Here is a 20,660-nt window from a genome sequence, read left to right as displayed (position 1 = left end):
TTCCTGCCAGCACCGAGCGGGCCGTCGGCGCATCCTTGACCCATGCACACCGACATGGACCGCTGTGTGAGCGCCGTCCGCTCCCGGGACGCGCGGTTCGACGGCTGGTTCTTCACCGCCGTCCTGACCACCCGCATCTACTGCCGCCCCAGCTGCCCCGCCGTGCCCCCCAAACGGGAGAACATGGTCTTCTACCCCAGCGCGGCCGCCTGCCAGCAGGCCGGGTTCAGGGCCTGCAAGCGCTGCCGTCCCGACACCAGCCCCGGCTCCCCGGCCTGGAACACCCGCGCGGACGCCGTCGCCCGGGCCATGCGGCTGATCGCGGACGGCGTCGTCGACCGCGAGGGCGTGCCCGGTCTGGCCGCCCGGCTCGGCTACTCCACCCGCCAGATCGAGCGGCAGCTCCTCGCCGAGCTCGGCGCCGGGCCCCTCGCCCTCGCCCGCGCCCAGCGCGCCCAGACCGCCCGGCTGCTCATCGAGACCACCGGCCTGCCCATGGCCGACATCGCCTTCGCCGCCGGGTTCTCCTCCGTGCGGACCTTCAACGACACGGTGCGCGAGGTCTTCGCCCTGCCCCCCACCGAGCTGCGCTCCCGCGCCGCCCGGAGGCCCGGGGGCGCCGCCGGGCCCCCCACGGCCGGGTCGATCGCCCTCAGGCTCCCCTTCCGGGCGCCGCTGGAGCCGGGCAACCTCTTCGGGCACCTGGCCGCGACGGCCGTCCCCGGGGTGGAGGAGTGGCGCGGCGGCGCCTACCGCCGCACCCTGTCCCTGCCCTACGGGCACGGCATCGCCTCCCTCGCCCCCCGCCCCGACCACGTCGCCTGCCGGCTCGCCCTCACCGACCTGCGCGACCTGACCATCGCCATCAGCCGCTGCCGCTGGCTGCTCGACCTGGACGCGGACCCCGAGGCCGTCGACGAGCAGCTCCGCGCCGACGCCGGGCTCGCGCCCCTCGTCGACAGGGCACCCGGCCGCCGGGTCCCGCGCACCGCCGACGCGGCCGAGTTCGCCGTGCGCGCCGTCCTCGGGCAGCAGGTGTCCACGGCCGCGGCCCGCACCCACGCCGCCCGGCTGGTGACCGCGCACGGCACCCCCGTCGAGGACCCGGAGGGCGGGCTGACGCACCTCTTCCCGGCGGCCGCCGCGCTGGCCGCCCTCGACCCGGAGCGCCTCGCCCTGCCCCGCAGCCGCCGCACCACCCTGACCACCCTCGTCGCGGCCCTCGCCGGTGGAAGCCTGGAACTCGACCCCGGCAGCGACTGGGACCGGGCGCGCGCCCACCTGGCCGCCCTGCCCGGCTTCGGTCCGTGGACCGTCGAGGTGATCGCCATGCGCGCTCTGGGCGACCCCGACGCCTTCCTCCCGACCGACCTCGGCATCCGCCGGGCCGCCGCCGGACTGGGGATGCCCGCCACCCCCGCGGCCCTCACCGCACGCGCCGCCCCCTGGCGGCCCTGGCGCTCCTACGCCGTCCAGTACCTGTGGGCCGCGGAGGACCACCCCGTCAACCACCTCCCCGCGGAAGGATTCTGAGCGGTGACCAGGAACCACACCGTCCTCGACAGCCCCTTCGGACCTCTCACGCTCGTCGCCACCGACGGCGTCCTCAGCGGCCTCTACATGACCGGCCAGCGCCACCGCCCGGCCGAGGAGACCTTCGGCGAGCGGGGCGGCGCCCCGGCCTTCGACGAGGCCGCACGCCAGCTCGGCGCCTACTTCGCGGGGGAGCGCACCGCCTTCGACCTGCCGCTGCACCTGGCGGGCACGCCCTTCCAGCGCCGTGTCTGGGAGTGCCTGCTGCGCATCCCCTACGGCGAGACCCGCAGCTACGGCGAGCTCGCCGGGGAACTGGGCGGCAAGGGCGCCTCCCGGGCCGTCGGCCTCGCCAACGGACGCAACCCGATCGGCATCATCGTCCCCTGCCACCGGGTCGTCGGCTCCTCGGGCGGTCTCACCGGCTACGGCGGGGGCCTCGACCGCAAGCGCCGCCTGCTCGCCCTCGAACGCGGGGCGCCGGACGGGACCCTCTTCTGAGCCCGCCCGCACCGGCCCTCCGGGCCCGCCCTCGACCCGGCTTCCGAGCCCTCCCTGACACGGCGGCGGCCGGATGCGGCACCCGCGGGCTCCCGGCGTAGTTCGCTCAGACGCCCCCGGCCGCGATCCGCTCCAGCAGGGGCGGGAGCGCCGCACCGATCGGCTCGCGCACCACCTCGTCCGCGAGCTCGTCGTACGGCGTCGGATCGGCGTTGACGATGACCAGGCGGGCGCCGTGGTCGGCGGCGATGCCGACCAGCGAGGCCGCGGGCTGGACCTGGAGCGTGGTCCCCACGGCCACGAACACCTCGCACGCCTTGGCCACCCCCAGCGCCTCGCCCAGCACCACCGGGTCCAGGCGCTCGCCGAACATCACCGTCGCCGACTTGAGCACCCCGCCGCACGCCTCGCACGCCGGGTCCTCCTCGCCCGCCTCCACCCGGGCGAGCGCCTCGGCCATGGGGGAGCGGACCCGGCAGCGGGTGCACACCACGGTCCGGGCGGTGCCGTGGAGTTCGAGGACCTTGCGGGCGGGCATGCCGCCCAGCTGGTGGAGCCCGTCCACGTTCTGGGTGATCACCCGGACCGCGACACCCGGGCGCCCGTCCAGCGCGGCGACCGCCCGGTGCGCCGCGTTCGGTTCCGCGGACCAGGTGGCACTCTCCCGCCGCATCCGCCACGAGCGCCGCCGGATGTCCGGGTCGGACATGTAGGAGTCGTAGGTGACCAGCTTCTCGGCCTCGGGGTCGCGGCGCCACAGCCCCTGCGGGCCGCGGTAGTCGGGAATGCCGGAGTCGGTGGAGATGCCCGCCCCGCTGAGGATGGCCACGAGAGTCATACCCGCAGCGTAGGCAGCCCCGGCAGGGCCCGCCAGCGGATTCCGGCAGAGCCCGGGGCAGGTGCTGATGACGTATCAGATCTGCTGCCGCGGTGGTCTGCGGCGGGGCCCGGTCCGGATCCGGGCCGGGCGGGGGATCAGCCCCCGCTGTGCTCCCTGATCCGCTCGGCGACGTGCTGCGCGAGGCCGTTGAGGTCCTCGGGGGAGACCACATTGCCCGCGACGTAGGCGAAGTTCGGGCCGATGCGCAGGGCCACGCGTGAGGAGTAGCCGACGAGGGGCGTATAGCGGTGGGTGGCCACCGTCCGGTCCGCCGAGGTCTCGAGCTCCAGCGGAAGATCGAGATCGAAGTCCCCGACCTTGGCCTCCAGGGCGGCCTGGGCCTGCTCGGCCGTGTCGAAGGAGAGGATGTTGATCCCCGCGTACGATCCGCTGCCGGTCTTCCGGTGCCGCGGGTCCTCCACGCCCGCACCGCCCATGGCCCGGATACCGGGGCACTTGGTGCCGGTGAAGGTGCGGCACTTGTTCTCGGCCCAGAGGGGGTCCTCCGTGCCGGGCTCGTGGCGGAGCCCCCAGCCGTCGGGCAGGGACGCGTCGGTCGGCAGCGCCTTCCCGATGTCCTCGGCCGACAGCGGCCTCGCCTCGCCCGCGCAGGCCGCCAGCCCGCACACCAGCAGCGCCGCGAGCGCCGCAGCCCGTCTGCCGTATCGTCCGGCCATTCCGCTACCCCCTCTGTGATCATGTGCGGGGACAGTCAACCGCATGCGCGCACGAGCCCCGCCACCGGCCGTCGACGGCCGGGCTCCGGTGGTGGGGCGGGGCCGGGCGGGAGGACACTGGGCCCATGGGACGGGGCCTCGGTGACATCAGCACCCCCGCGCGCCTGGCCGATCCCGGGGAAGGCATCGGTCCGGACGAGCTGGCTCTCGCGGCACGCAATCACGCCATGCCCCCCGAGGCGCTGCGCTACGACGTCACCCCGCCCGGTCTGCACTACGTGCTGACCCACTACGACATCCCCGCCGCCGAGGCGGACGGGTGGGAGCTGGCGATCGGGGGCCGGGTGCGGCGGCCGCTCGTGCTGGGGCCGGACGAGCTGCGGTCGCTTCCCGCGGTCACCCTCCGCGTCACCCTGGAGTGCGCGGGCAACGGACGCGCGCTGCTCTCGCCGCGCCCGGTCAGCCAGCCCTGGCTGACCGGGGCCGTGGGGACGGCCGACTGGACCGGCGTCCCGCTGCGCGACCTGCTCCGCGAGGCCGGGGTGCTGCCCGGTGCGGTGGACGTCGTCTTCACCGGCGCGGACCACGGAGTGGAGCGCGGTGTGGAGCAGGACTACGCCCGCGCCCTGCCGGTGGGGACCGCCCTGGGCGAGTCGGACGAGGTGCTCGTCGCCTACGCCATGAACGGCGGCCCGCTGCCTCCCCAGCACGGCCGGCCGCTGCGGCTCGTGGTCCCCGGCTGGTACGGCATGGCCCACGTGAAGTGGCTGCGCTCCGTCACCGTCACCGACACACCGTTCGACGGCTTCCAGCAGGCCGTCGCCTACCGGCTGCGGCAGGGTGCCGACGAGGAGGGCGAGCCCGTCACCCGGATCGCACCACGCGCCCTGCTGGTGCCGCCGGGCTTCCCCGACTTCATGTCCCGCACCCGTGTGGTGCGTCCGGGGCCGGTGCGGCTGGAGGGGCGTGCCTGGTCAGGAGGGGGCCCGGTCGTCCGTGTCGAGGTGAGCGCGGACGGCGGGTGCAGCTGGCGAGACGCCGAGCTGGACCCGGAACCCGCGGACGGCAGCGGGCGCTGGGCCTGGCGCCGCTGGCGGTTCGACTGGACGGCCGAGCCCGGCCGCCACGTCCTCGGCGCACGGGCCACGGACGCACGGGGCGACCGGCAGCCGGTCCGGTCGCCGTGGAACCGCGGAGGCTTCGCCAACAACGAGGTCCAGCGGCTGCCCGTGCTCTGCGCGGCCGCTCACGACGGCCCGACGGGCAGGGACGGCCCCGCGGCCGACCGCTGAGGCGGCCTGCCCTCGGCCCGGCACCCGTGGGGCCGTCGTGAGGGGCCCGCCGCGGTCGTCGCGTGCCCGGGCCGGCCCGCCGGTTCGCGGCCGGCCCCCTGAAGCGGCGAGTGCCCGCTCCGACGGGCACCGGGCGCCTCAGCCCGTCCGCGTCACCGGGGGCCGCCCGTCGACCAGTTCCACCGCCCCGCTCCCCGACGCCAGGGCGTCCAGCGCGTGCCGCACGCGGTCCCCGAGCTCGCCCAGCAGCAGGCCCGGCAGCTCCTCGGGCGCGGCGAGCCGCCAGGACAGCAGCTCCTCCTCCTGGATCCGGATCTCCGCGAAGCGCTCGTCCGGCAGGACACCGCCGTCGTACACATAGGCCACCAGTGGCGGACGCGCGGTTCCCGGCACCCAGTCCACCGCCAGCAGCGCGCCGGGCTCGACGTCCAGCCCGATCTCCTCGTGTGCCTCCCGGCGCGCGGCCTCCCGCGGGGTCTCGCCCCGGTCGGACTCCACCGTCCCGCCGGGCAAGGCCCAGCCCTCCCGGTAGTTGGGTTCGACAAGCAGCACCCGGCCCGACGCGTCGCGCAGCAGGACGGCCGCACCGGCGAGGATGCGCGGGAGCGAGGCGATGTAGGCGGCGTAGTCGGATTCCTCGGAGGTCGTCACCCGGTGCAGCCTAGGGGCTGCCGTCACGCGCCCGCCGGGGATTGCGGGAGGGGTCTTCCGGGCCGCCGCCCCACCGCCGGAGGGGCCGCATCCGGGCTGGAGGAAACACCCGGCCAAGAGCCCCGGAGCTGTCGGAACGCGGGGTGGCAGGGGCCGAGGCGGGGCCGATAGGGTCGGGGCGGCGCGACTGCCTGTTCGAAAGCAAGGGATACAAGGTGACGGACGGAGCAGTTTCTCAGCCTGCCCGGGTGCTCGTGGCGGCTGACAAGTTCAAGGGCTCGCTGACGGCCGTGGAGGTCGCCGAGCGGGTCGCCGCCGGGCTCCGGCGCGTCGTCCCCGGCCTCCCGGTCGACCGCCTGCCCGTCGCCGACGGCGGCGACGGCACGGTCGCCGCGGCCGTGGCCGCCGGCTTCGAGCGCCGGGAGGTGAGGGTCACCGGACCGCTCGGCGCCCCCGTGACCGCGGCCTTCGCCCTGCGGGACGGCACCGCGGTCGTGGAGATGGCCGAGGCCTCCGGGCTCCAGCTGCTGCCCGACGGCGTCTTCGCCCCCCTCACGGCCACCACCTACGGTTCGGGCGAGCTGCTGCGCGCCGCCCTGGACGCCGGGGCGCGGACCCTTGTCCTCGGGGTGGGCGGCAGCGCCACCACCGACGGCGGCGCGGGGATGCTCGCCGCGCTCGGCGCGCGCTTCCTCGACGCCTCGGGCCGGGAGGTGCCCCCGGGCGGGGGCGGCCTGCGGGCACTCGCCACGGCCGACCTGTCGGGCCTGGACCCGCGGTTCGCCGAGGTGGACCTGGTCCTCGCGAGCGACGTGGACAACCCGCTCACCGGCCCCAAGGGCGCCGCGGCCGTCTACGGGCCCCAGAAGGGGGCCGGCGAACAGGACGTGGCCGTCCTCGACGCCGCCCTGAGGCACTACGCCTCGGTCCTCGGCCCGGAGCAGGCCGAGGCGCCGGGCGCGGGCGCGGCCGGGGGCATCGGCTACGGGGCGCTCGTCGCCCTGGGCGCCCGCTTCCGCCCCGGCATCGAGGTGATGCTGGACGTGCTGGGCTTCGCCCCGGCCCTGGAGCGGGCCACGCTGGTCGTGACGGGCGAGGGCTCCCTCGACCGGCAGACGCTGCACGGCAAGGCACCCGCGGGGGTGGCGGCCGCCGCCCGGGCCCGGGGGGTGGAGGTGGTCGCGGTCTGCGGCCGCCTCGCGCTGCCCGCGGAGGAGCTGGGCCGGGCGGGCATCCGCCGCGCCTACCCGCTCTCCGAGCTGGAGCCCGACCCGGCGGTGTCCATGGCCCAGGCGGGGCCCCTGCTGGAGCGCGCGGCGGAGTCCGTCGCGCGGGACTTCCTGCTCTGAGAGCGGGCGCCCTGCCCTGGTCCGGGCGGAGCCCGGCGAACGTGCGAGGGCCCCGGAGGCATCGCCTCCGGGGCCCTCGCACGTCCGCTCGCGCGGTCTGCTACTGCACGGCGCGCGCCGCGCGTGCCTCGCGGTTCTCGCGCCGGTTGTCGCGGAAGGTGTTCACGCGACGGGCGGTGGCGAAGAGGGGGATCGTCGCCGCCATCACGATCTGGAGCGCGCACCCGGCCTGGAGCATTCCCTCACCGCCGGGCGCGTCGAAGGCCCACGCCGCCAGCATCCCCATCGCCGAGACGATCCAGCCGAGCATCGCGACCGCCAGCACACCCCGGGGCTTGGGGTACTCGACCCGGCTCACCATCAGCCATGCCGTCCCGATGATGGCCAGCAGGGTCGGGATGAACGGCAGCTCCAGCAGCACGATCGAGACCACCGTCAGCGCCCCGAAGGGGCTCGGCATGCCCTGGAACATGCCGTCCTTCAGGGTCACGCAGGAGAATCTCGCAAGCCGCAGCACCACCGCCAGCAGCACCACGATCGCCGCGACCGCCGAGACCCGCTGGTGGGCGTCGTCGGCGACCATGCCGTAGACGAGCACGAAGTACGCCGGTGCCAGACCGAAGCTGATCAGGTCGGAGAGGTTGTCCAGCTCCGCGCCCATGGGCGAGGACCGCAGCTTGCGCGCGACCAGCCCGTCGCAGAGGTCGAAGATCGCCGCGAGCAGCATCAGGATCACGGCGGTGGCGGCGCTGTGGCGCGCCATCCCCGTCTCCTGGCTGCCCTGGAGGTGCGGGATGAGGATGCCCGTGGTGGTGAAGTACACCGCCATGAAGCCGCACGTGGCGTTGCCGAGCGTGAGGGTGTCCGCTATCGACAGCCGGAGACTGAGCGGCATCTCCTCCGCGTCGTCGTCCTCGTCGTCCGTCCAGGTCGACGCCTGGGTGTCCGGATCAATCACGGTCAATGCGAGTCACCCCCGCCGTGGTGACCTGACCGACCTCGACGTCCACCTCCACGCCCTCCGGCAGGTAGATGTCGACGCGCGAGCCGAAACGGATCAGCCCGATGCGGTCGCCCTGCTCGACCTTGGTGCCCTGGGGGATGTACGGGACGATGCGCCGGGCCACCGCGCCGGCGATCTGCACCATCTCGATGTCGCCGAGCTCCGTGTCGAAGTGCCAGACGACGCGCTCGTTGTTCTCGCTCTCCTTGTTGAAGGCGGGAACGAAGCCGCCGGGCACGTGCTCGACCGAGGTCACGGTGCCGGCCAGCGGCGCCCGGTTGACGTGGACGTTGAGCGGGCTCATGAAGATCGCCACGCGGGTCCGCCCGTCCTTCCACGGCATGATGCTCTGCACCACACCGTCGGCGGGGGAGATGACCCGGCCCCGGGCGATCTCGCGCTCCGGGTCGCGGAAGAACCAGAGCATGCCCGCCGCGAGCGCGGTGGTGGGCACGGCGAGGGCCGCGGCGCGGCGCGACCGCCGCGAGCGGGCCAGGCTGAGGGCAGCGGTGGCGACGGTCGGCAGAAGCCACGGCGATGCTCCGCGAGCGATCCGTACGCCGAGGAGGCTGTCGCGAGATGCAGAGGTTTGGCTGTGGGGCATGGATGACCTTCGTAGCGGATGATGCCGCGCTGGCAAACGGGGGACGGCGGCTTTCCCGCGATGTTATCGGTTACGACCCGCAACTGGGAAAGCCAGAAGCCGAGTCGACGGCCGGAAGATGATGACAGGGTGTGATCATCTTCCGGCCCGAACCGACTCAAAAGAGACAATCAGCCCTGCGACCGGTACTCCTCCAGCAGTCGGCGGCCAATGATCATTTTCTGGATCTCGGCGGTACCCTCGCCGATCAGCAGCATCGGAGCCTCACGGTAGAGGCGCTCGATCTCGTACTCCTTGGAGAAGCCGTAGCCGCCGTGGATACGGAAGGCGTCCTCGACGACTTCCTTGCAGTACTCGGAGGCGAGGTACTTCGCCATCCCTGCCTCCAGGTCGTTTCGTTCCCCGGAGTCCTTTTTGCGTGCCGCGTTCACCATCATGGCATGCGCGGCCTCGACCTTGGTAGCCATCTCGGCCAGCTTGAACTGAATCGCCTGGTGGGAGGCGATGGGCTTGCCGAAGGTGTGCCGCTGCTGGGCGTAGGAGACGCCCAGCTCGAAGGCACGCTGGGCGACACCGCAGCCACGCGCCGCGACGTTCACGCGGCCGACCTCGACCCCGTCCATCATCTGGTAGAACCCCCGGCCGGTGGTCCCGCCGAGGACCCGGTCGGCCGGAACGCGCAGGCCGTCCATGATGAGCTCGGTGGTGTCGACCCCCTTGTAGCCCATCTTCTCGATCTTGCCGGGGATGGTGAGCCCGGGGCGCACCTCGCCGAAACCGGGCTCCTTCTCCACCAGGAAGGTGGTCATGGACCTGTGCGGCGCGGTCCCCTCGGGGTGTCCTTCGTCACTCCGGCACAGAACGGCGACCAGGTTGGAGGTCCCGCCGTTCGTCAGCCACATCTTCTGGCCGTTGAGGACGTACTCGTCGCCGTCCCGCACGCCCTTGGAGGTGATCGCGGACACGTCGGAGCCGAGGCCCGGCTCCGACATCGAGAAGGCGCCGCGCACCTCGCCCAGCGCCATCCGCGGCAGGAAGGTGTCCTTCTGCTCCTGCGTGCCGTGCTGCTTGAGCATGTACGCCACGATGAAGTGGGTGTTGATGATGCCCGAGACGGACATCCAGCCGCGGGCGATCTCCTCCACGCACAGGGCGTAGGTGAGCAGGGACTCGCCCAGGCCGCCGTACTCCTCGGGGATCATCAGCCCGAACAGGCCGAGCTCCTTCAGCCCCTCGACGATCTGGGCCGGGTACTCGTCCTTGTGCTCCAGCTCGGTCGCGACCGGGATGATCTCCTTGTCGACGAAGTCCCGCACCGTGGCCAGGATCTCCTGCTGGACATCGGTCAGACCGTGGGTCTGGGCGAGTCGCGCCATGACTACTTCTCCGCCTTCTTCTGGGGCTCGTTCAGCTCCGGCCGTCCGGGCTGCTCGCCGCCGCGCTCCTTGATGTACGCCTCGGTGGGGACCATCACCTTGCGCCGGAAGACGCAGACCAGGGTGCCGTCCTGCTTGTAGCCCTTGGTCTCCACGTAAACGATCCCGCGGTCGCTCTTGGAGCGCGAGGGCGTCTTGTCGAGGACGGTGGTCTCGCCGTAGATCGTGTCCCCGTGGAAGGTGGGGGCCACGTGCCGCAGCGACTCGATCTCCAGGTTGGCGATGGCCTTGCCGGAGACGTCCGGCACGGACATGCCGAGCAGCAGCGAGTACACGTAGTTCCCGACGACGACGTTCCTGCCGAAGTCCGTCGTCCTCTCCGCGTAGTTGGTGTCCATGTGGAGCGGGTGGTGGTTCATGGTGAGGAGGCAGAAGAGGTGGTCGTCGTACTCGGTGACCGTCTTCCCGGGCCAGTGCTTGTAGACCGCCCCGACCTCGAACTCCTCGTAGGTGCGTCCGAACTGCATGCTCAGGCCTCCGGGATCTCGAACGTGCTGGTGCGCCGCATGCCCGCCGCGCGCCCCTTGCCCGCGATGACCAGCGCCATCTTGCGGCTCGCCTCGTCGATCATCTCGTCGCCGAGCATCGCCGAGCCCTTCCTGCCGCCCGCCTCGGACGTGTAGTAGTCGTACGCGTCCAGGATCAGCTCGGCGTGGTCGTAGTCCTCCTGCGAGGGGGAGAAGATCTCGTTGGAGGCCTCCACCTGGCCGGGGTGCAGCACCCACTTGCCGTCGAAGCCCAGGGCCGCGGCGCGCCGGGCCACCTCGCGGTAGCCCTCGGTGTTGCGGATCTGGAGGTAGGGGCCGTCGATCGCCTGGAGGTCGTTGGCGCGGGCGGCCATCAGGATCTTCATCAGGATGTAGTGGTAGGCGTCGGCCGGGTAGCCGGGCGGCTGCTCGCCGACGACCAGGGACTTCATGTTGATGGAGGCCATGAAGTCGGCCGGGCCGAAGATGATGGTCTCCACCCGGGGGGAGGCCTGGGCGATGGCGTTGACGTTGTTCAGGCCCTGGGCGTTCTCGATCTGGGCCTCGATGCCGATCCTGCCGACCTCGAAGCCCATGGTCTTCTCGATCTGCGTCAGCAGCAGGTCCAGCGCCACGACCTGCTGGGCGTCCTGCACCTTCGGCAGCATGATGCAGTCCAGGTTCTGGCCGGCGCCCTCGACGACGGTCACCACGTCCCGGTAGGTCCAGTGGGTGGTCCAGTCGTTGACCCGCACCACGCGGGTCTTGCCGGTCCAGTCGCCCTCGTTGAGGAACTTCACGATGGTGTGCCGGGCGTCCGGCTTGGCGAGCGGCGCGCAGGCGTCCTCCAGGTCCAGGAAGACCTGGTCCGCGGGAAGGCCCTGGGCCTTCTCCAGGAAGCGCGGGTTCGAGCCGGGCACGGCCAGGCAGGAGCGGCGCGGACGCAGACGGTTGACCGGCGTACTCATGCGGGGACCTCCAGGGGGTCGAGCTTGTTCGCTTGGCGGATCTCGTCGACGATACGGCCGATGATCTCCGTGATGCCGAAGTCCTTCGGGGTGAAGACGGCGGCCACGCCGGCCGCCCTGAGCTGGGCGGCGTCGGCGTTCGGGATGATGCCACCCACGATCACCGGGACCTCGCCGGCACCCGCCTCGCGGAGCCGGTCGAGCACGTCCGGCACCAGCTCCGCGTGGGAGCCGGAGAGGATCGACAGCCCGACGCAGTGCACGTCCTCCGCGAGGGCGGCGGAGACGATCTGCTCGGGGGTGAGCCGGATCCCCTGGTAGACCACCTCGAACCCGGCGTCGCGGGCGCGCACGGCGATCTGCTCGGCCCCGTTCGAGTGCCCGTCCAGGCCGGGCTTGCCCACCAGCAGCCGCAGCCGGCCGCAGCCCAGCTCCTCGGCCGTCCGGGCGACCTTCTCCCGGACGGCGGCCAGCGGGGTGCCGGCCTCCGCGGGGACGGCCACCGGGGCGCTGCTGACGCCCGTCGGCGCACGGAACTCGCCGAAGACGTCACGCAGCGCCCAGGCCCACTCGCCGGTGGTGACGCCCGCACGCGCACACTCGACGGTGGTCGCCATAAGGTTCTCGGTTCCCGCGGCGGCCTTCTTCAGGGCCGCCAGGGCCTCGGCGGCCCGCGCCTCGTCGCGCTCCGCCCGCCAGGCGTGCAGCTTGGCGACGACGCGTGCCTCGTTGGCCGGGTCGACCGTCATGATCGCCGTGTCCAGGTCCGCGGTGAGCGGGTTCTCCTCGGTGGTCTCGAAGATGTTGACGCCGACGATCTTCTCCTCGCCCGCCTCGATGCGGCCCCGCCGCTCGGCGTGCGAGGCGACCAGCTGCGACTTGAGGTAGCCGGACTCGACGGCCGCCATCGCGCCGCCCATCTCCTGGATCCGCCCGACCTCCGCCAGGCTCTCGGCGACCAGCGCCTCCACCTTGGCCTCGATCACGTGCGAGCCGGCGAAGATGTCCTCGTACTCCAGCAGGTCGCTCTCGTGGGCCAGCACCTGCTGGATGCGCAGCGACCACTGCTGGTCCCAGGGCCGGGGCAGGCCCAGCGCCTCGTTCCAGGCGGGCAGCTGCACGGCCCGGGCCCGGGCGTCCTTGGAGAGCGTCACGGCGAGCATCTCCAGCACGATCCGCTGGACGTTGTTCTCGGGCTGCGCCTCGGTCAGGCCGAGCGAGTTCACCTGCACGCCGTAGCGGAAGCGCCGCTGCCTGGCGTCGGTGATGCCGTAGCGCTCCCGGGTGACCTGGTCCCAGATGCGGCCGAAGGCGCGCATCTTGCACATCTCCTCGACGAAGCGGACGCCCGCGTTCACGAAGAACGAGATGCGGGCGACCACGTCGCCGAACCTCTCCGGCGGCACCTGCCCCGAATCGCGCACCGCGTCCAGCACGGCGATGGCGGTGGACATCGCGTAGGCGATCTCCTGCACCGGCGTGGCGCCCGCCTCCTGCAGGTGGTAGCTGCAGATGTTGATGGGGTTCCACTTGGGGATGTGCGCCACCGTGTAGGTGATCATGTCGGTGGTCAGGCGCAGCGAAGGACCGGGCGGGAAGACGTGCGTCCCGCGCGACAGGTACTCCTTGACGATGTCGTTCTGCGTCGTCCCCTGGAGCTTGGCCGCGTCGGCGCCCTGCTCCTCGGCGACCACCTGGTACAGCGCCAGCAGCCACATGGCGGTGGCGTTGATGGTCATCGAGGTGTTCATCTGCTCCAGCGGGATGTCCTGGAACAGGCGCCGCATGTCGCCCAGGTGGGAGACCGGGACCCCGACCCGGCCGACCTCGCCGCGGGCGAGGACGTGGTCGGGGTCGTATCCGGTCTGGGTCGGCAGGTCGAAGGCGACCGACAGACCCGTCTGGCCCTTGGCGAGGTTGCGCCGGTACAGCTCGTTGGACGCCTCGGCCGTGGAGTGGCCGGCGTACGTCCGCATCAGCCAGGGCCGGTCCTTCTTGCGCTCGCTCATGCGCTGACCTCAGACATTCCTGAAGCGGTTGATGGCGTCGAGGTGCTTCTCGCGCAGCTCGGGGTCGCTGACGCCCAGGCCCTCCTCGGGGGCGAGCGCGAGGACGCCGACCTTGCCCTGGTGCAGGTTGCGGTGCACGTCGTACGCGGCCTGGCCGGTGTCCTCCAGGGAGTACACCTTGGACAGGGTGGGGTGGATCTTGCCCTTGGCGATCAGGCGGTTGGCCTCCCACGCCTCGCGGTAGTTGGCGAAGTGCGAGCCGATGATCCGCTTCAGCGACATCCACAGGTAGCGGTTGTCGTACTCGTGCATGTAGCCCGAGGTCGAGGCGCAGGTGGTGATGGTGCCGCCCTTGCGGGTGACGTAGACGGAGGCGCCGAAGGTCTCGCGGCCGGGGTGCTCGAAGACGATGTCGATGTCCTCGCCGCCGGTGAACTCCCGGATGCGCTTGCCGAAGCGCTTCCACTCCTTGGGGTCCTGGGTGCGCTCGTCCTTCCAGAACCGGTAGCCCTCGGCGTTGCGGTCGATGATCGCCTCGGCGCCCATGGCGCGGCAGATCTCCGCCTTCTGCGGACTGGAGACGACGCAGATCGGGTTGGCGCCGCCGGCGAGGGCGAACTGGGTGGCGTAGGAGCCGAGGCCGCCGGAGGCGCCCCAGATGAGGACGTTGTCGCCCTGCTTCATGCCGGCGCCGTTGCGGGAGACCAGCTGGCGGTAGGCGGTGGAGTTGACCAGGCCCGGGGCTGCCGCCTCCTCCCAGCTGAGGTGCTTCGGCTTGGGCATCAGCTGGTTCGACTTCACCAGCGCGATCTCGGCCAGACCGCCGAAGTTCGTCTCGAAGCCCCAGATCCGCTGCTCGGGGTCGAGCATCGTGTCGTTGTGGCCGTCGGAGGACTCCAGCTCGACCGAGAGGCAGTGCGCGACGACCTCGTCCCCGGGGGTCCAGGCGTTGACGCCCGGGCCGGTACGCAGCACGACGCCCGCGAGGTCGGAGCCGATGACGTGGTACGGCAGGTCGTGGCGCTTGGTGAGCTCGGAGAGCCGGCCGTAGCGCTCCAGGAAGCCGAAGGTGGACAGGGGCTCGAAGATCGAGGTCCACACGGAGTTGTAGTTGACCGAGGAGGCCATGACGGCCACCAGGGCCTCGCCGGGGCCGAGCTCGGGCAGCGGCACGTCGTCCAGGTGCAGGGACTTGCGCGGGTCCTTCTCGCGGGTCTCGAGGCCCGCGAACATCTCGGTCTCGTCCTTGTGCACGGTGATCGCGCGGTAGCTCTCGGGGAGCTTCAGAGCGGCGAAGTCGGCGGAGGTGGTCTCCGGCGACTGGATCGCGTCCAGGATTTCCTTCACGGTGTTGCCTCCGGCGGGGAGCGTCCCGAGGGGACGCCGTTGGGTACGTCGGGGTGGTGCTGCTGCTGTGGAGGTGTGCCGTCGGTTCGGCTGGGGGTGCTGCTGGCGGCGCTGGTGTGCGCGTGAGGTGCCTGTGACGCAGGCGTCCGGGCGGGGCGGTCGGGAGGCCGCCGGGACAGCCGGCGTACGGGAGTTCCCGCTGCGCCGGCCGACCGGACTCCTTCAACGTATGGCACGCCGTGCCAGGCCGCAAGACACTCCGTGCCAGAAATCTCTCTCATCTGAAAATTCACCGCCACATATGAGCGATGATCGATCGAACGGGCGCGCACAACGGGCGATGGCCGCCCGAAACGGACGGCCATCGCCGGGGGAGTGTGCGGAGGGACGGCGGCGAACGGCGCCCCTCCGAGAGGGTCAGGCCTCCTTGAGTGCCTGCTCGATCGTGCGCATGACCTCGCTCAGCGGGGCGTCGGTGCGGGCGAGGGCCACCAGTACCTCGCCCTCGGTGCGCACCGCCGCGGCCGCCTCGGCCGCGGGGAGCTGCGCGCCCGCCTTGCGTCCGGCGCCTATCCCGGAGCCGAAGGTGTCCCGCACGATGGCGAAGGCGTGGTCCAGCTGCGCCTCCACGTCGCCCTGGCCGCCGGCCCGCAGCCAGCGCCGCAGCACGTGGTTGTGGGCGGTGACCACCGCGGAGGCGGCCACCTCGGCCAGCAGCGGGTCGTCGTTGCCGTCGTGGTGGTCGCGCTCGTCGAAGTGGCCCAGCAGGTAGCGGGTGAAGAGCCGCTCGTAGCGGGCCACCGAGGCGATCTCCCGCTCGCGCAGGGTGGGCACCTCGCGGGTCAGCCGGTAGCGCTCCACCGAGACCGCGGGGGAGGCCGCGTACATCCGCATGACCTCCTTGATGCCCCGGCACACCGTGTCCAGCGGATGCTCGTGGGGCGGGGCCGCGTTCAGCACGGCCTCGGCGCGGACCAGGGTGTCGTCGTGGTCCGGGAAGATCGCCTCCTCCTTGGAGCGGAAGTGGCGGAAGAAGGTCCGGCGCGCCACCCCCGCCGCCGCGGCGATCTCGTCGACGGTGGTCGCCTCGTACCCCTTGGTGGCGAAGAGTTCCATGGCCGCGGCAGCCAGCTCGCGGCGCATCCGCAGGCGCTGGGCGGCGGCTTTCGAGCCCGCGGTGCCCTCCGCGGCGTCGGGCGGGGAACCGGCGCGTACGGTGCGTCGGGCGGGATCGGCAGGCAGCGGCATGACCTGAACGTACTGCATCGACGTGCCCGGACGCGCGTGCGGGTCGTGTCCCCCCTCCGCCGCCGGGGGCGGGCCGCCCGGATCGAGCAGCCCGCCCCATCCCGCACCGGGGTCAGCGACGGGCATACTCGCGGAATCCGCGGCCCGTCTTGCGGCCCAGGCACCCGGCCGCCACCAGGTGCTCCAGCAGCGGTGCCGGGGCCAGGCCCGGGTCGCGGAACTCCCGGTGCAGCACCTTCTCGATGGCGAGCGAGACGTCCAGTCCGACGACGTCCAGCAGCTCGAAGGGCCCCATCGGGTAACCCCCGCCCAGCTTCATGGCCGCGTCGATGTCGTCCAGCGAGGCGTAGTGCTCCTCGACCATCTTGATCGCGTTGTTCAGGTAGGGGAAGAGCAGGGCGTTCACGATGAACCCCGCCCGGTCGCCGCAGTCCACGGGGTGCTTGCGGACCTTGGCGGTGACCTCCCGGACGGTGGCGTGGACGTCGTCCGCCGTCAGCACCGTGCGGACGACCTCCACCAGCTTCATCGCGGGCGCCGGGTTGAAGAAGTGCATCCCGACCACGTCCTGGGGGCGGGAGGTGACCCGCGCGCAGGCGATCACCGGCAGCGAGGAGGTCGTGGTCGCGAGCACCGCACCCGGGCGGCAGACCTTGTCCAGGGTGCGGAACAGCTCCTGCTTGACCTCCAGGTCCTCGGCCACCGCCTCCACGGCCAGGTCGACCTCCGCGAAGGCGTCCAGCGAACCGGCCGGGGCGATCCTGGCCAGCGTGCTCTCGCGGGCCTCCGCCGTCATGCGGCCCTTCGCCACCGAGCGCTCCAGCGAACGGGCGATGAGCCCCTTGGCCTTCTCCGCCTTCTCCGGGGTGCGTGCCGCGAGGACCACGTCGTACCCGGCCTTGGCGAAGACCTCGGCGATGCCGCTCGCCATGGTGCCCGAGCCCGCGACGCCCACCGAGGCCACCCGGCGCGGGGCCGCGGCCCCCGCGGCGTCCGCCGACGGGGTCCGCGCGTCCGCCACCACCTCCGCGGAACCCGCCCCGGCGTAGGTGTAGAAGCCGCGGCCCGCCTTGCGCCCGGTCAGGCCCGCCTCGGCGAGCTGGCCGAGGATCGGGGCCGGTGCGTGCAGCCGGTCTCCGGAGGCCGCGTACATCGCGTCCAGCACGGTCCGGGCGGTGTCGACGCCGATCAGGTCGAGCAGCGCCAGCGGCCCCATCGGCAGGCCGCAGCCCAGGCGCATCGCCGCGTCGATGTCCTCCCGCGAGGCGTAGCGGGACTCGTACATGGCCGCGGCCTGGTTGAGGTAGCCGAAGAGCAGTCCGTCCGCGACGAAGCCCGGCCGGTCGCCGACCGCCACCGGCTCCTTGCCGAGGGCCCGCGCCAGTTCCGTCACGGCGGCGACGGCCTGCGGGGAGGTCAGCACCGAGGAGACCACCTCGACCAGCTTCATCGCCGGGGCCGGGTTGAAGAAGTGCAGGCCCAGCACGCGCTCCGGGTGCTGGGACTCGGCGGCCAGCCGGGTCACCGACAGGGCGTTGGTGCCGGTGGCGAGGATGGTGTCCGGGCGCACCACGGCGTCCAGTTCGCGGAAGACCTGCTGCTTGAGTTCGTAGGACTCGGGCACGACCTCGATGACCAGGTCGGCCTCCGCCGCCGCGCGCAGTTCGGTGAAGGTCCGGAAGCGGGCGAGGGCGTCGCGGCGCTCCTGCCCGGTGATCCGCCCGCGCTCCACGGCGCGGGCGGTCGAGTCCGCGAGCGCGTCGGCGGCCCGGCGGGCTGCCTCGTCGCTGACGTCGATGCCGATGACCTCGCGGCCGGCCCGGGCCAGGACCTCGGCGATGCCGGTGCCCATGGTGCCGAGGCCGACCACGGCGATGGTGTGGAGAGGGGTGTCCATCACGGGACTCCAGGGATGAGTGACGGCTGAGAGGAGGGCGCCTGCGCAGTGCCTGCGCAGGCGGGGCCCGGTGCGCCGGCGTGCGGGACGCCGGCGGGGCGCGGCTGCGCGGGCATGCGCACGGGCGTACACAGGAGCCGACGGACTCTGTCCCCAGTCGCGTCGTACCGCACGGCGATATGCCGAACCGATCAGCTCCGCGGACGGCTGCGTCACCAGGCCGCCGCGGGGTGCGGGGTTCAACCCGCTCACATGAGGTTAACCCGTGGGTAATGAGCGCGCCAGCCCCCGGCGGCTGTGATCTGCGTCGCCGTGCCGCCGGATACCCTCGCCCCATGGACGAGGAACTGCGCTCGCTCGCACACCGGTTACGCGAGGAGTCGGGCGGCGGCCCGGCCTACGAGCACCTGCTGGCGGCCGCCGGCCCCGAGGAGCTGGCCGGGGTGCTCACCGAACCGGGGCGCCCGCTCTGGTCCCGCGAACTGGCCGCCTTCCGCCTCGGCTGCGCCGGCGACCCCCGGGCCTTCGAGGCCCTGGTCCTGCTGCTCAACCACCGCGACCCCGAACGCTGCGTCTCGGCGGCCCACGCCCTCCGCCTCCTCGGCGACCCCCGCACCCCGCGCGCCGCCGCCGCCCTGGCCACCAACGAGCTCCGCATCGCCTACGCCCTCGCCCCCGTCCGGCTGCTCACCCTGCTCAGGGCCCCGGAATCGGCCCCCGCCCTGGTCACCGTCCTGAGGCGGCGCCTGGCCCCGGGTGACCCGCACTGGAGGGTCGCGCTGGCCTGCGTCGAGGGGCTCGGCGCCCTCGGGGACCCCGGCGCCACCGAGGCCGTACGCGCCGCCCTGCCGCATCCGCGCCTGGCGGCCGCGGCCTCCGCGGCCCTCGCGCGCCTGGAGCGCTGACCCGCCCCCGGGCCGGGCGCCGACCGGGCCTGGGCAGCCGGGGGTGCACGGGCTAAGGTCGGCGCAGGACGCGGCCCCGCGGTACGGGGTCGCGGGCGCGAACGGAAGCGAGGTGGGGCCGTGCACTGGCTCGGGGCACTGGCGGCGGCGGTGGGTGCCGCGGCACTCGTCCTGGGAGCGGCGGCGCTGCGCTCCGGCTGGACGCTTCCCTGGACGCGCGGCAAGGTCCTCAGGCCGCAGCTCTACGGGCTCGGCGGCGTGCTCTTCGGTACCGCGTGCCTGGGGCAGGGGCTGTTCTCCCTCGGCGTCCTGCCCGCGGTGTCCCGGGACGTCCGCTTCTACGCGGTGTTCGCGCTGCTGCTCTGCGGTCTGCTGCTCATCGGTGTGAGCCAGATGCCGCGGACCGCCCGGCGCCGCGGCTGACCGCCCTTCACGGCGGCCCCCCGCGCCCGCCGCGCGGTCCACGGGCGCGGCCGGCAGCCCTGCGCGCGGACGCCCGTGCGCGGCGGAGTGCCGCCGGCGGTCGGCGCCTCGTGCGGAGCGGCCGGGGAGCCGGGCACGGAGAGCGCGACCGCACGCGGAACACCAGTTCCCGTGATCCGCGCGACGAGGATTTGGGCGGGGGTGCCCGAGGTGGTTGGCTTGGGGGCATCCCGCTGGAGCGACTGCTGGAGGAGAAGGAATGGCGCAGGTCGAGGCGACCACGGAACGGATCATCGCGGCGGACGCGGAGACGGTGTTCGACGCTCTGGCCGACTACGAGGGCACCCGCGCGAAGATCCTCCCCGAGCACTTCAGCGAGTACGAGGTCCGCGAGGGGGGCGACGGCGAGGGCACCCTGGTGCACTGGAAGCTCCAGGCCACCAGCAAGCGTGTCCGCGACTGCCTGCTGGAGGTGACCGAGCCGACCGACGGCGAACTCGTCGAGAAGGACCGCAACTCCTCCATGGTCACCACCTGGCGGGTCACCCCCGCGGGTGACGGAGCGTCCCGGGCCGTGGTGACCACCGTCTGGAACGGTGCCGGCGGCATCGGCGGGTTCTTCGAGAGGACCTTCGCCCCCAAGGGCCTGGCGCGGATCTACGACGCCCTGCTGGCCAATCTCGCCGCCCAGGTCGAGAAGGCGTAAGCCCCGGGGCCCCGCGAGGCTCACCGGATCGGGTGGTCCCGACCGCGCTCCGGTCGACGCGCCCCGGCACGCGCCGGGGCGCGGTCGCATCACGGCGCGCGGTGCGCGAACGCCCCGCCGGTGCGCGGGCCGGTCGCCCGGTGCACCGGCACCCTGCCCGTACCGGCCCGCGGCCGCCTCCGCCGTCCGGTAGGGTCCGCGCGCCGCAGTGCACCAGCACCAGGGAGGACACCGCCATGACGCAGCGCCCGGTACCGTTCGACGCGCTGGACCGCAAGATCGTCGCCGCCCTGGTGGAGAACGCCCGCACCAGCTTCACCGAGATCGGCGCGGCCGTCGGCCTGTCCGCCACCGCCGTCAAACGCCGTGTGGACCGGATGCGCGAGGACGGTGTGATCACCGGCTTCACCACGACCGTCCGCCCCTCCGCACTCGGCTGGCGCACCGAGGCGTACGTCGAGGTGTACTGCGACAGCGCCGCTCCCCCCAGGCGGCTGGCCGAGGTCGTGCGCGACTACCCGGAGATCATGGCGGCGATGACCGTCACCGGCGGTGCCGACGCCCTGCTGCACGTCCGCGCCCGCGATGTGGAGCACTTCGAGGAGGTCCTGGAGCGCATCCGGGCGGAGCCCTTCATCCGCAAGACGATCAGCTACATGGTGCTCTCCCACCTGCTCACCGCCAGCCCGGAGGCGGGCGCGGCGCTCGCGGCCCCCGAGGACCCGGCGGCCGCAGCGGACCCCACCGGGGACGCCTGAAGAATT

Annotated in this window: 20 protein-coding genes; 8 read left to right on the top strand and 12 right to left on the bottom strand. The window is 73.0% G+C overall.

Going from position 1 to position 20,660, the window contains the following annotated elements:
- The first annotated feature begins 42 nt into the window (after positions 1 to 42).
- Together NPS70_RS00665 and NPS70_RS00660 are read left to right on the top strand one after the other, a co-directional pair.
- Positions 43 to 1,533 carry an AlkA N-terminal domain-containing protein gene (locus NPS70_RS00665; protein WP_256521495.1) on the top strand — a complete coding sequence of 497 codons (1,491 nt, stop codon included), beginning with the start codon at positions 43 to 45 and terminating at the stop codon, positions 1,531 to 1,533.
- 3 nt (positions 1,534 to 1,536) lie between these two features.
- The gene (locus tag NPS70_RS00660; protein ID WP_256521492.1) at positions 1,537 to 2,034 is read left to right on the top strand and encodes a methylated-DNA--[protein]-cysteine S-methyltransferase; all 498 of its coding nucleotides are present in this window, start codon (positions 1,537 to 1,539) and stop codon (positions 2,032 to 2,034) included.
- A 106-nt stretch (positions 2,035 to 2,140) separates the two neighbouring features.
- Here the strand turns inward: NPS70_RS00660 and NPS70_RS00655 are convergent, their stop codons facing one another.
- On the bottom strand, positions 2,141 to 2,872 hold the full coding sequence (locus NPS70_RS00655; protein WP_256521491.1) for a Sir2 family NAD-dependent protein deacetylase: 732 nt from the start codon (positions 2,870 to 2,872) through the stop codon (positions 2,141 to 2,143).
- 137 nt (positions 2,873 to 3,009) lie between these two features.
- Positions 3,010 to 3,591: a hypothetical protein gene (locus NPS70_RS00650; RefSeq protein WP_256521489.1), complete on the bottom strand. Its 582-nt coding sequence runs from the start codon at positions 3,589 to 3,591 to the stop codon at positions 3,010 to 3,012.
- Between the two features lie 125 nt (positions 3,592 to 3,716).
- Here NPS70_RS00650 and NPS70_RS00645 point away from each other — a divergent pair, with 125 nt between their 5' ends.
- Positions 3,717 to 4,883, top strand: coding sequence for a sulfite oxidase (locus NPS70_RS00645; RefSeq protein WP_256521487.1), 1,167 nt, complete (start codon positions 3,717 to 3,719; stop codon positions 4,881 to 4,883).
- 138 nt (positions 4,884 to 5,021) lie between these two features.
- On the opposite strand, the gene NPS70_RS00640 is transcribed toward NPS70_RS00645, so the two are convergent.
- Positions 5,022 to 5,534 (bottom strand): NUDIX hydrolase, encoded by a 513-nt coding sequence (locus tag NPS70_RS00640; RefSeq protein WP_256521486.1) that lies wholly within the window; start codon positions 5,532 to 5,534, stop codon positions 5,022 to 5,024.
- Positions 5,535 to 5,749: 215 nt separating this feature from the next.
- Between NPS70_RS00640 and NPS70_RS00635 the strand changes: the two genes are divergently transcribed.
- Positions 5,750 to 6,883, top strand: a complete 1,134-nt coding sequence (locus tag NPS70_RS00635) for a glycerate kinase (protein ID WP_256521484.1) — start codon at positions 5,750 to 5,752, stop codon at positions 6,881 to 6,883.
- 100 nt (positions 6,884 to 6,983) lie between these two features.
- Here NPS70_RS00635 and pssA read toward each other — a convergent pair whose 3' ends face one another.
- The 9 genes from pssA to NPS70_RS00590 all read right to left on the bottom strand — a co-directional run bounded on the left by pssA (position 6,984) and on the right by NPS70_RS00590 (position 17,862).
- Positions 6,984 to 7,841, bottom strand: coding sequence for a CDP-diacylglycerol--serine O-phosphatidyltransferase (pssA, locus tag NPS70_RS00630; protein WP_256522175.1), 858 nt, complete (start codon positions 7,839 to 7,841; stop codon positions 6,984 to 6,986).
- Positions 7,834 to 8,490, bottom strand: a complete 657-nt coding sequence (locus NPS70_RS00625; RefSeq protein ID WP_256521483.1) for a phosphatidylserine decarboxylase — start codon at positions 8,488 to 8,490, stop codon at positions 7,834 to 7,836. Before NPS70_RS00625 ends, pssA begins: the two co-directional genes overlap by 8 nt.
- Before the next feature lie 170 nt (positions 8,491 to 8,660).
- A complete protein-coding gene (locus NPS70_RS00620) occupies positions 8,661 to 9,866 on the bottom strand; it encodes an acyl-CoA dehydrogenase family protein (RefSeq protein WP_256521481.1) in 1,206 nt (401 codons plus the stop codon).
- 2 nt (positions 9,867 to 9,868) lie between these two features.
- Positions 9,869 to 10,393 (bottom strand): MaoC family dehydratase, encoded by a 525-nt coding sequence (locus NPS70_RS00615; protein WP_256521480.1) that lies wholly within the window; start codon positions 10,391 to 10,393, stop codon positions 9,869 to 9,871.
- A 2-nt stretch (positions 10,394 to 10,395) separates the two neighbouring features.
- Positions 10,396 to 11,361 carry a CoA ester lyase gene (locus NPS70_RS00610; RefSeq protein ID WP_256521479.1) on the bottom strand — a complete coding sequence of 322 codons (966 nt, stop codon included), beginning with the start codon at positions 11,359 to 11,361 and terminating at the stop codon, positions 10,396 to 10,398.
- Entirely contained in the window at positions 11,358 to 13,370 is a 2,013-nt protein-coding gene (locus NPS70_RS00605) for a protein meaA (protein WP_256521478.1), read from the bottom strand. The genes NPS70_RS00610 and NPS70_RS00605 overlap by 4 nt, the downstream gene beginning before the upstream one ends.
- 9 nt (positions 13,371 to 13,379) lie before the next feature.
- Positions 13,380 to 14,717 (bottom strand): crotonyl-CoA carboxylase/reductase, encoded by a 1,338-nt coding sequence (gene ccrA / locus NPS70_RS00600; protein ID WP_256521477.1) that lies wholly within the window; start codon positions 14,715 to 14,717, stop codon positions 13,380 to 13,382.
- Between the two features lie 417 nt (positions 14,718 to 15,134).
- On the bottom strand, positions 15,135 to 15,983 hold the full coding sequence (locus NPS70_RS00595) for a TetR family transcriptional regulator (protein ID WP_256521476.1): 849 nt from the start codon (positions 15,981 to 15,983) through the stop codon (positions 15,135 to 15,137).
- 94 nt (positions 15,984 to 16,077) lie between these two features.
- On the bottom strand, positions 16,078 to 17,862 hold the full coding sequence (locus NPS70_RS00590; RefSeq protein WP_256521474.1) for a 3-hydroxyacyl-CoA dehydrogenase family protein: 1,785 nt from the start codon (positions 17,860 to 17,862) through the stop codon (positions 16,078 to 16,080).
- A gap of 335 nt (positions 17,863 to 18,197) precedes the next feature.
- Here NPS70_RS00590 and NPS70_RS00585 point away from each other — a divergent pair, with 335 nt between their 5' ends.
- From NPS70_RS00585 to NPS70_RS00570, 4 genes are all read left to right on the top strand, one after another.
- A complete protein-coding gene (locus NPS70_RS00585) occupies positions 18,198 to 18,767 on the top strand; it encodes a HEAT repeat domain-containing protein (protein WP_256521472.1) in 570 nt (189 codons plus the stop codon).
- Positions 18,768 to 18,887: 120 nt separating this feature from the next.
- Positions 18,888 to 19,190, top strand: a complete 303-nt coding sequence (locus NPS70_RS00580; RefSeq protein WP_256521470.1) for a hypothetical protein — start codon at positions 18,888 to 18,890, stop codon at positions 19,188 to 19,190.
- Positions 19,191 to 19,449: 259 nt separating this feature from the next.
- A complete protein-coding gene (locus NPS70_RS00575; protein ID WP_256521468.1) occupies positions 19,450 to 19,896 on the top strand; it encodes an SRPBCC family protein in 447 nt (148 codons plus the stop codon).
- Positions 19,897 to 20,132: 236 nt separating this feature from the next.
- A complete protein-coding gene (locus tag NPS70_RS00570; protein ID WP_256521467.1) occupies positions 20,133 to 20,654 on the top strand; it encodes an Lrp/AsnC family transcriptional regulator in 522 nt (173 codons plus the stop codon).
- The last annotated feature ends 6 nt before the right edge of the window (positions 20,655 to 20,660 follow it).

It is taken from the genome of Streptomyces sp. C10-9-1 (assembly GCF_024497955.1).
GTDB classification, from domain to species: Bacteria; Actinomycetota; Actinomycetes; order Streptomycetales; family Streptomycetaceae; genus Streptomyces; species Streptomyces sanyensis.
This window is presented reverse-complemented; position numbering and strand designations above follow the sequence as displayed.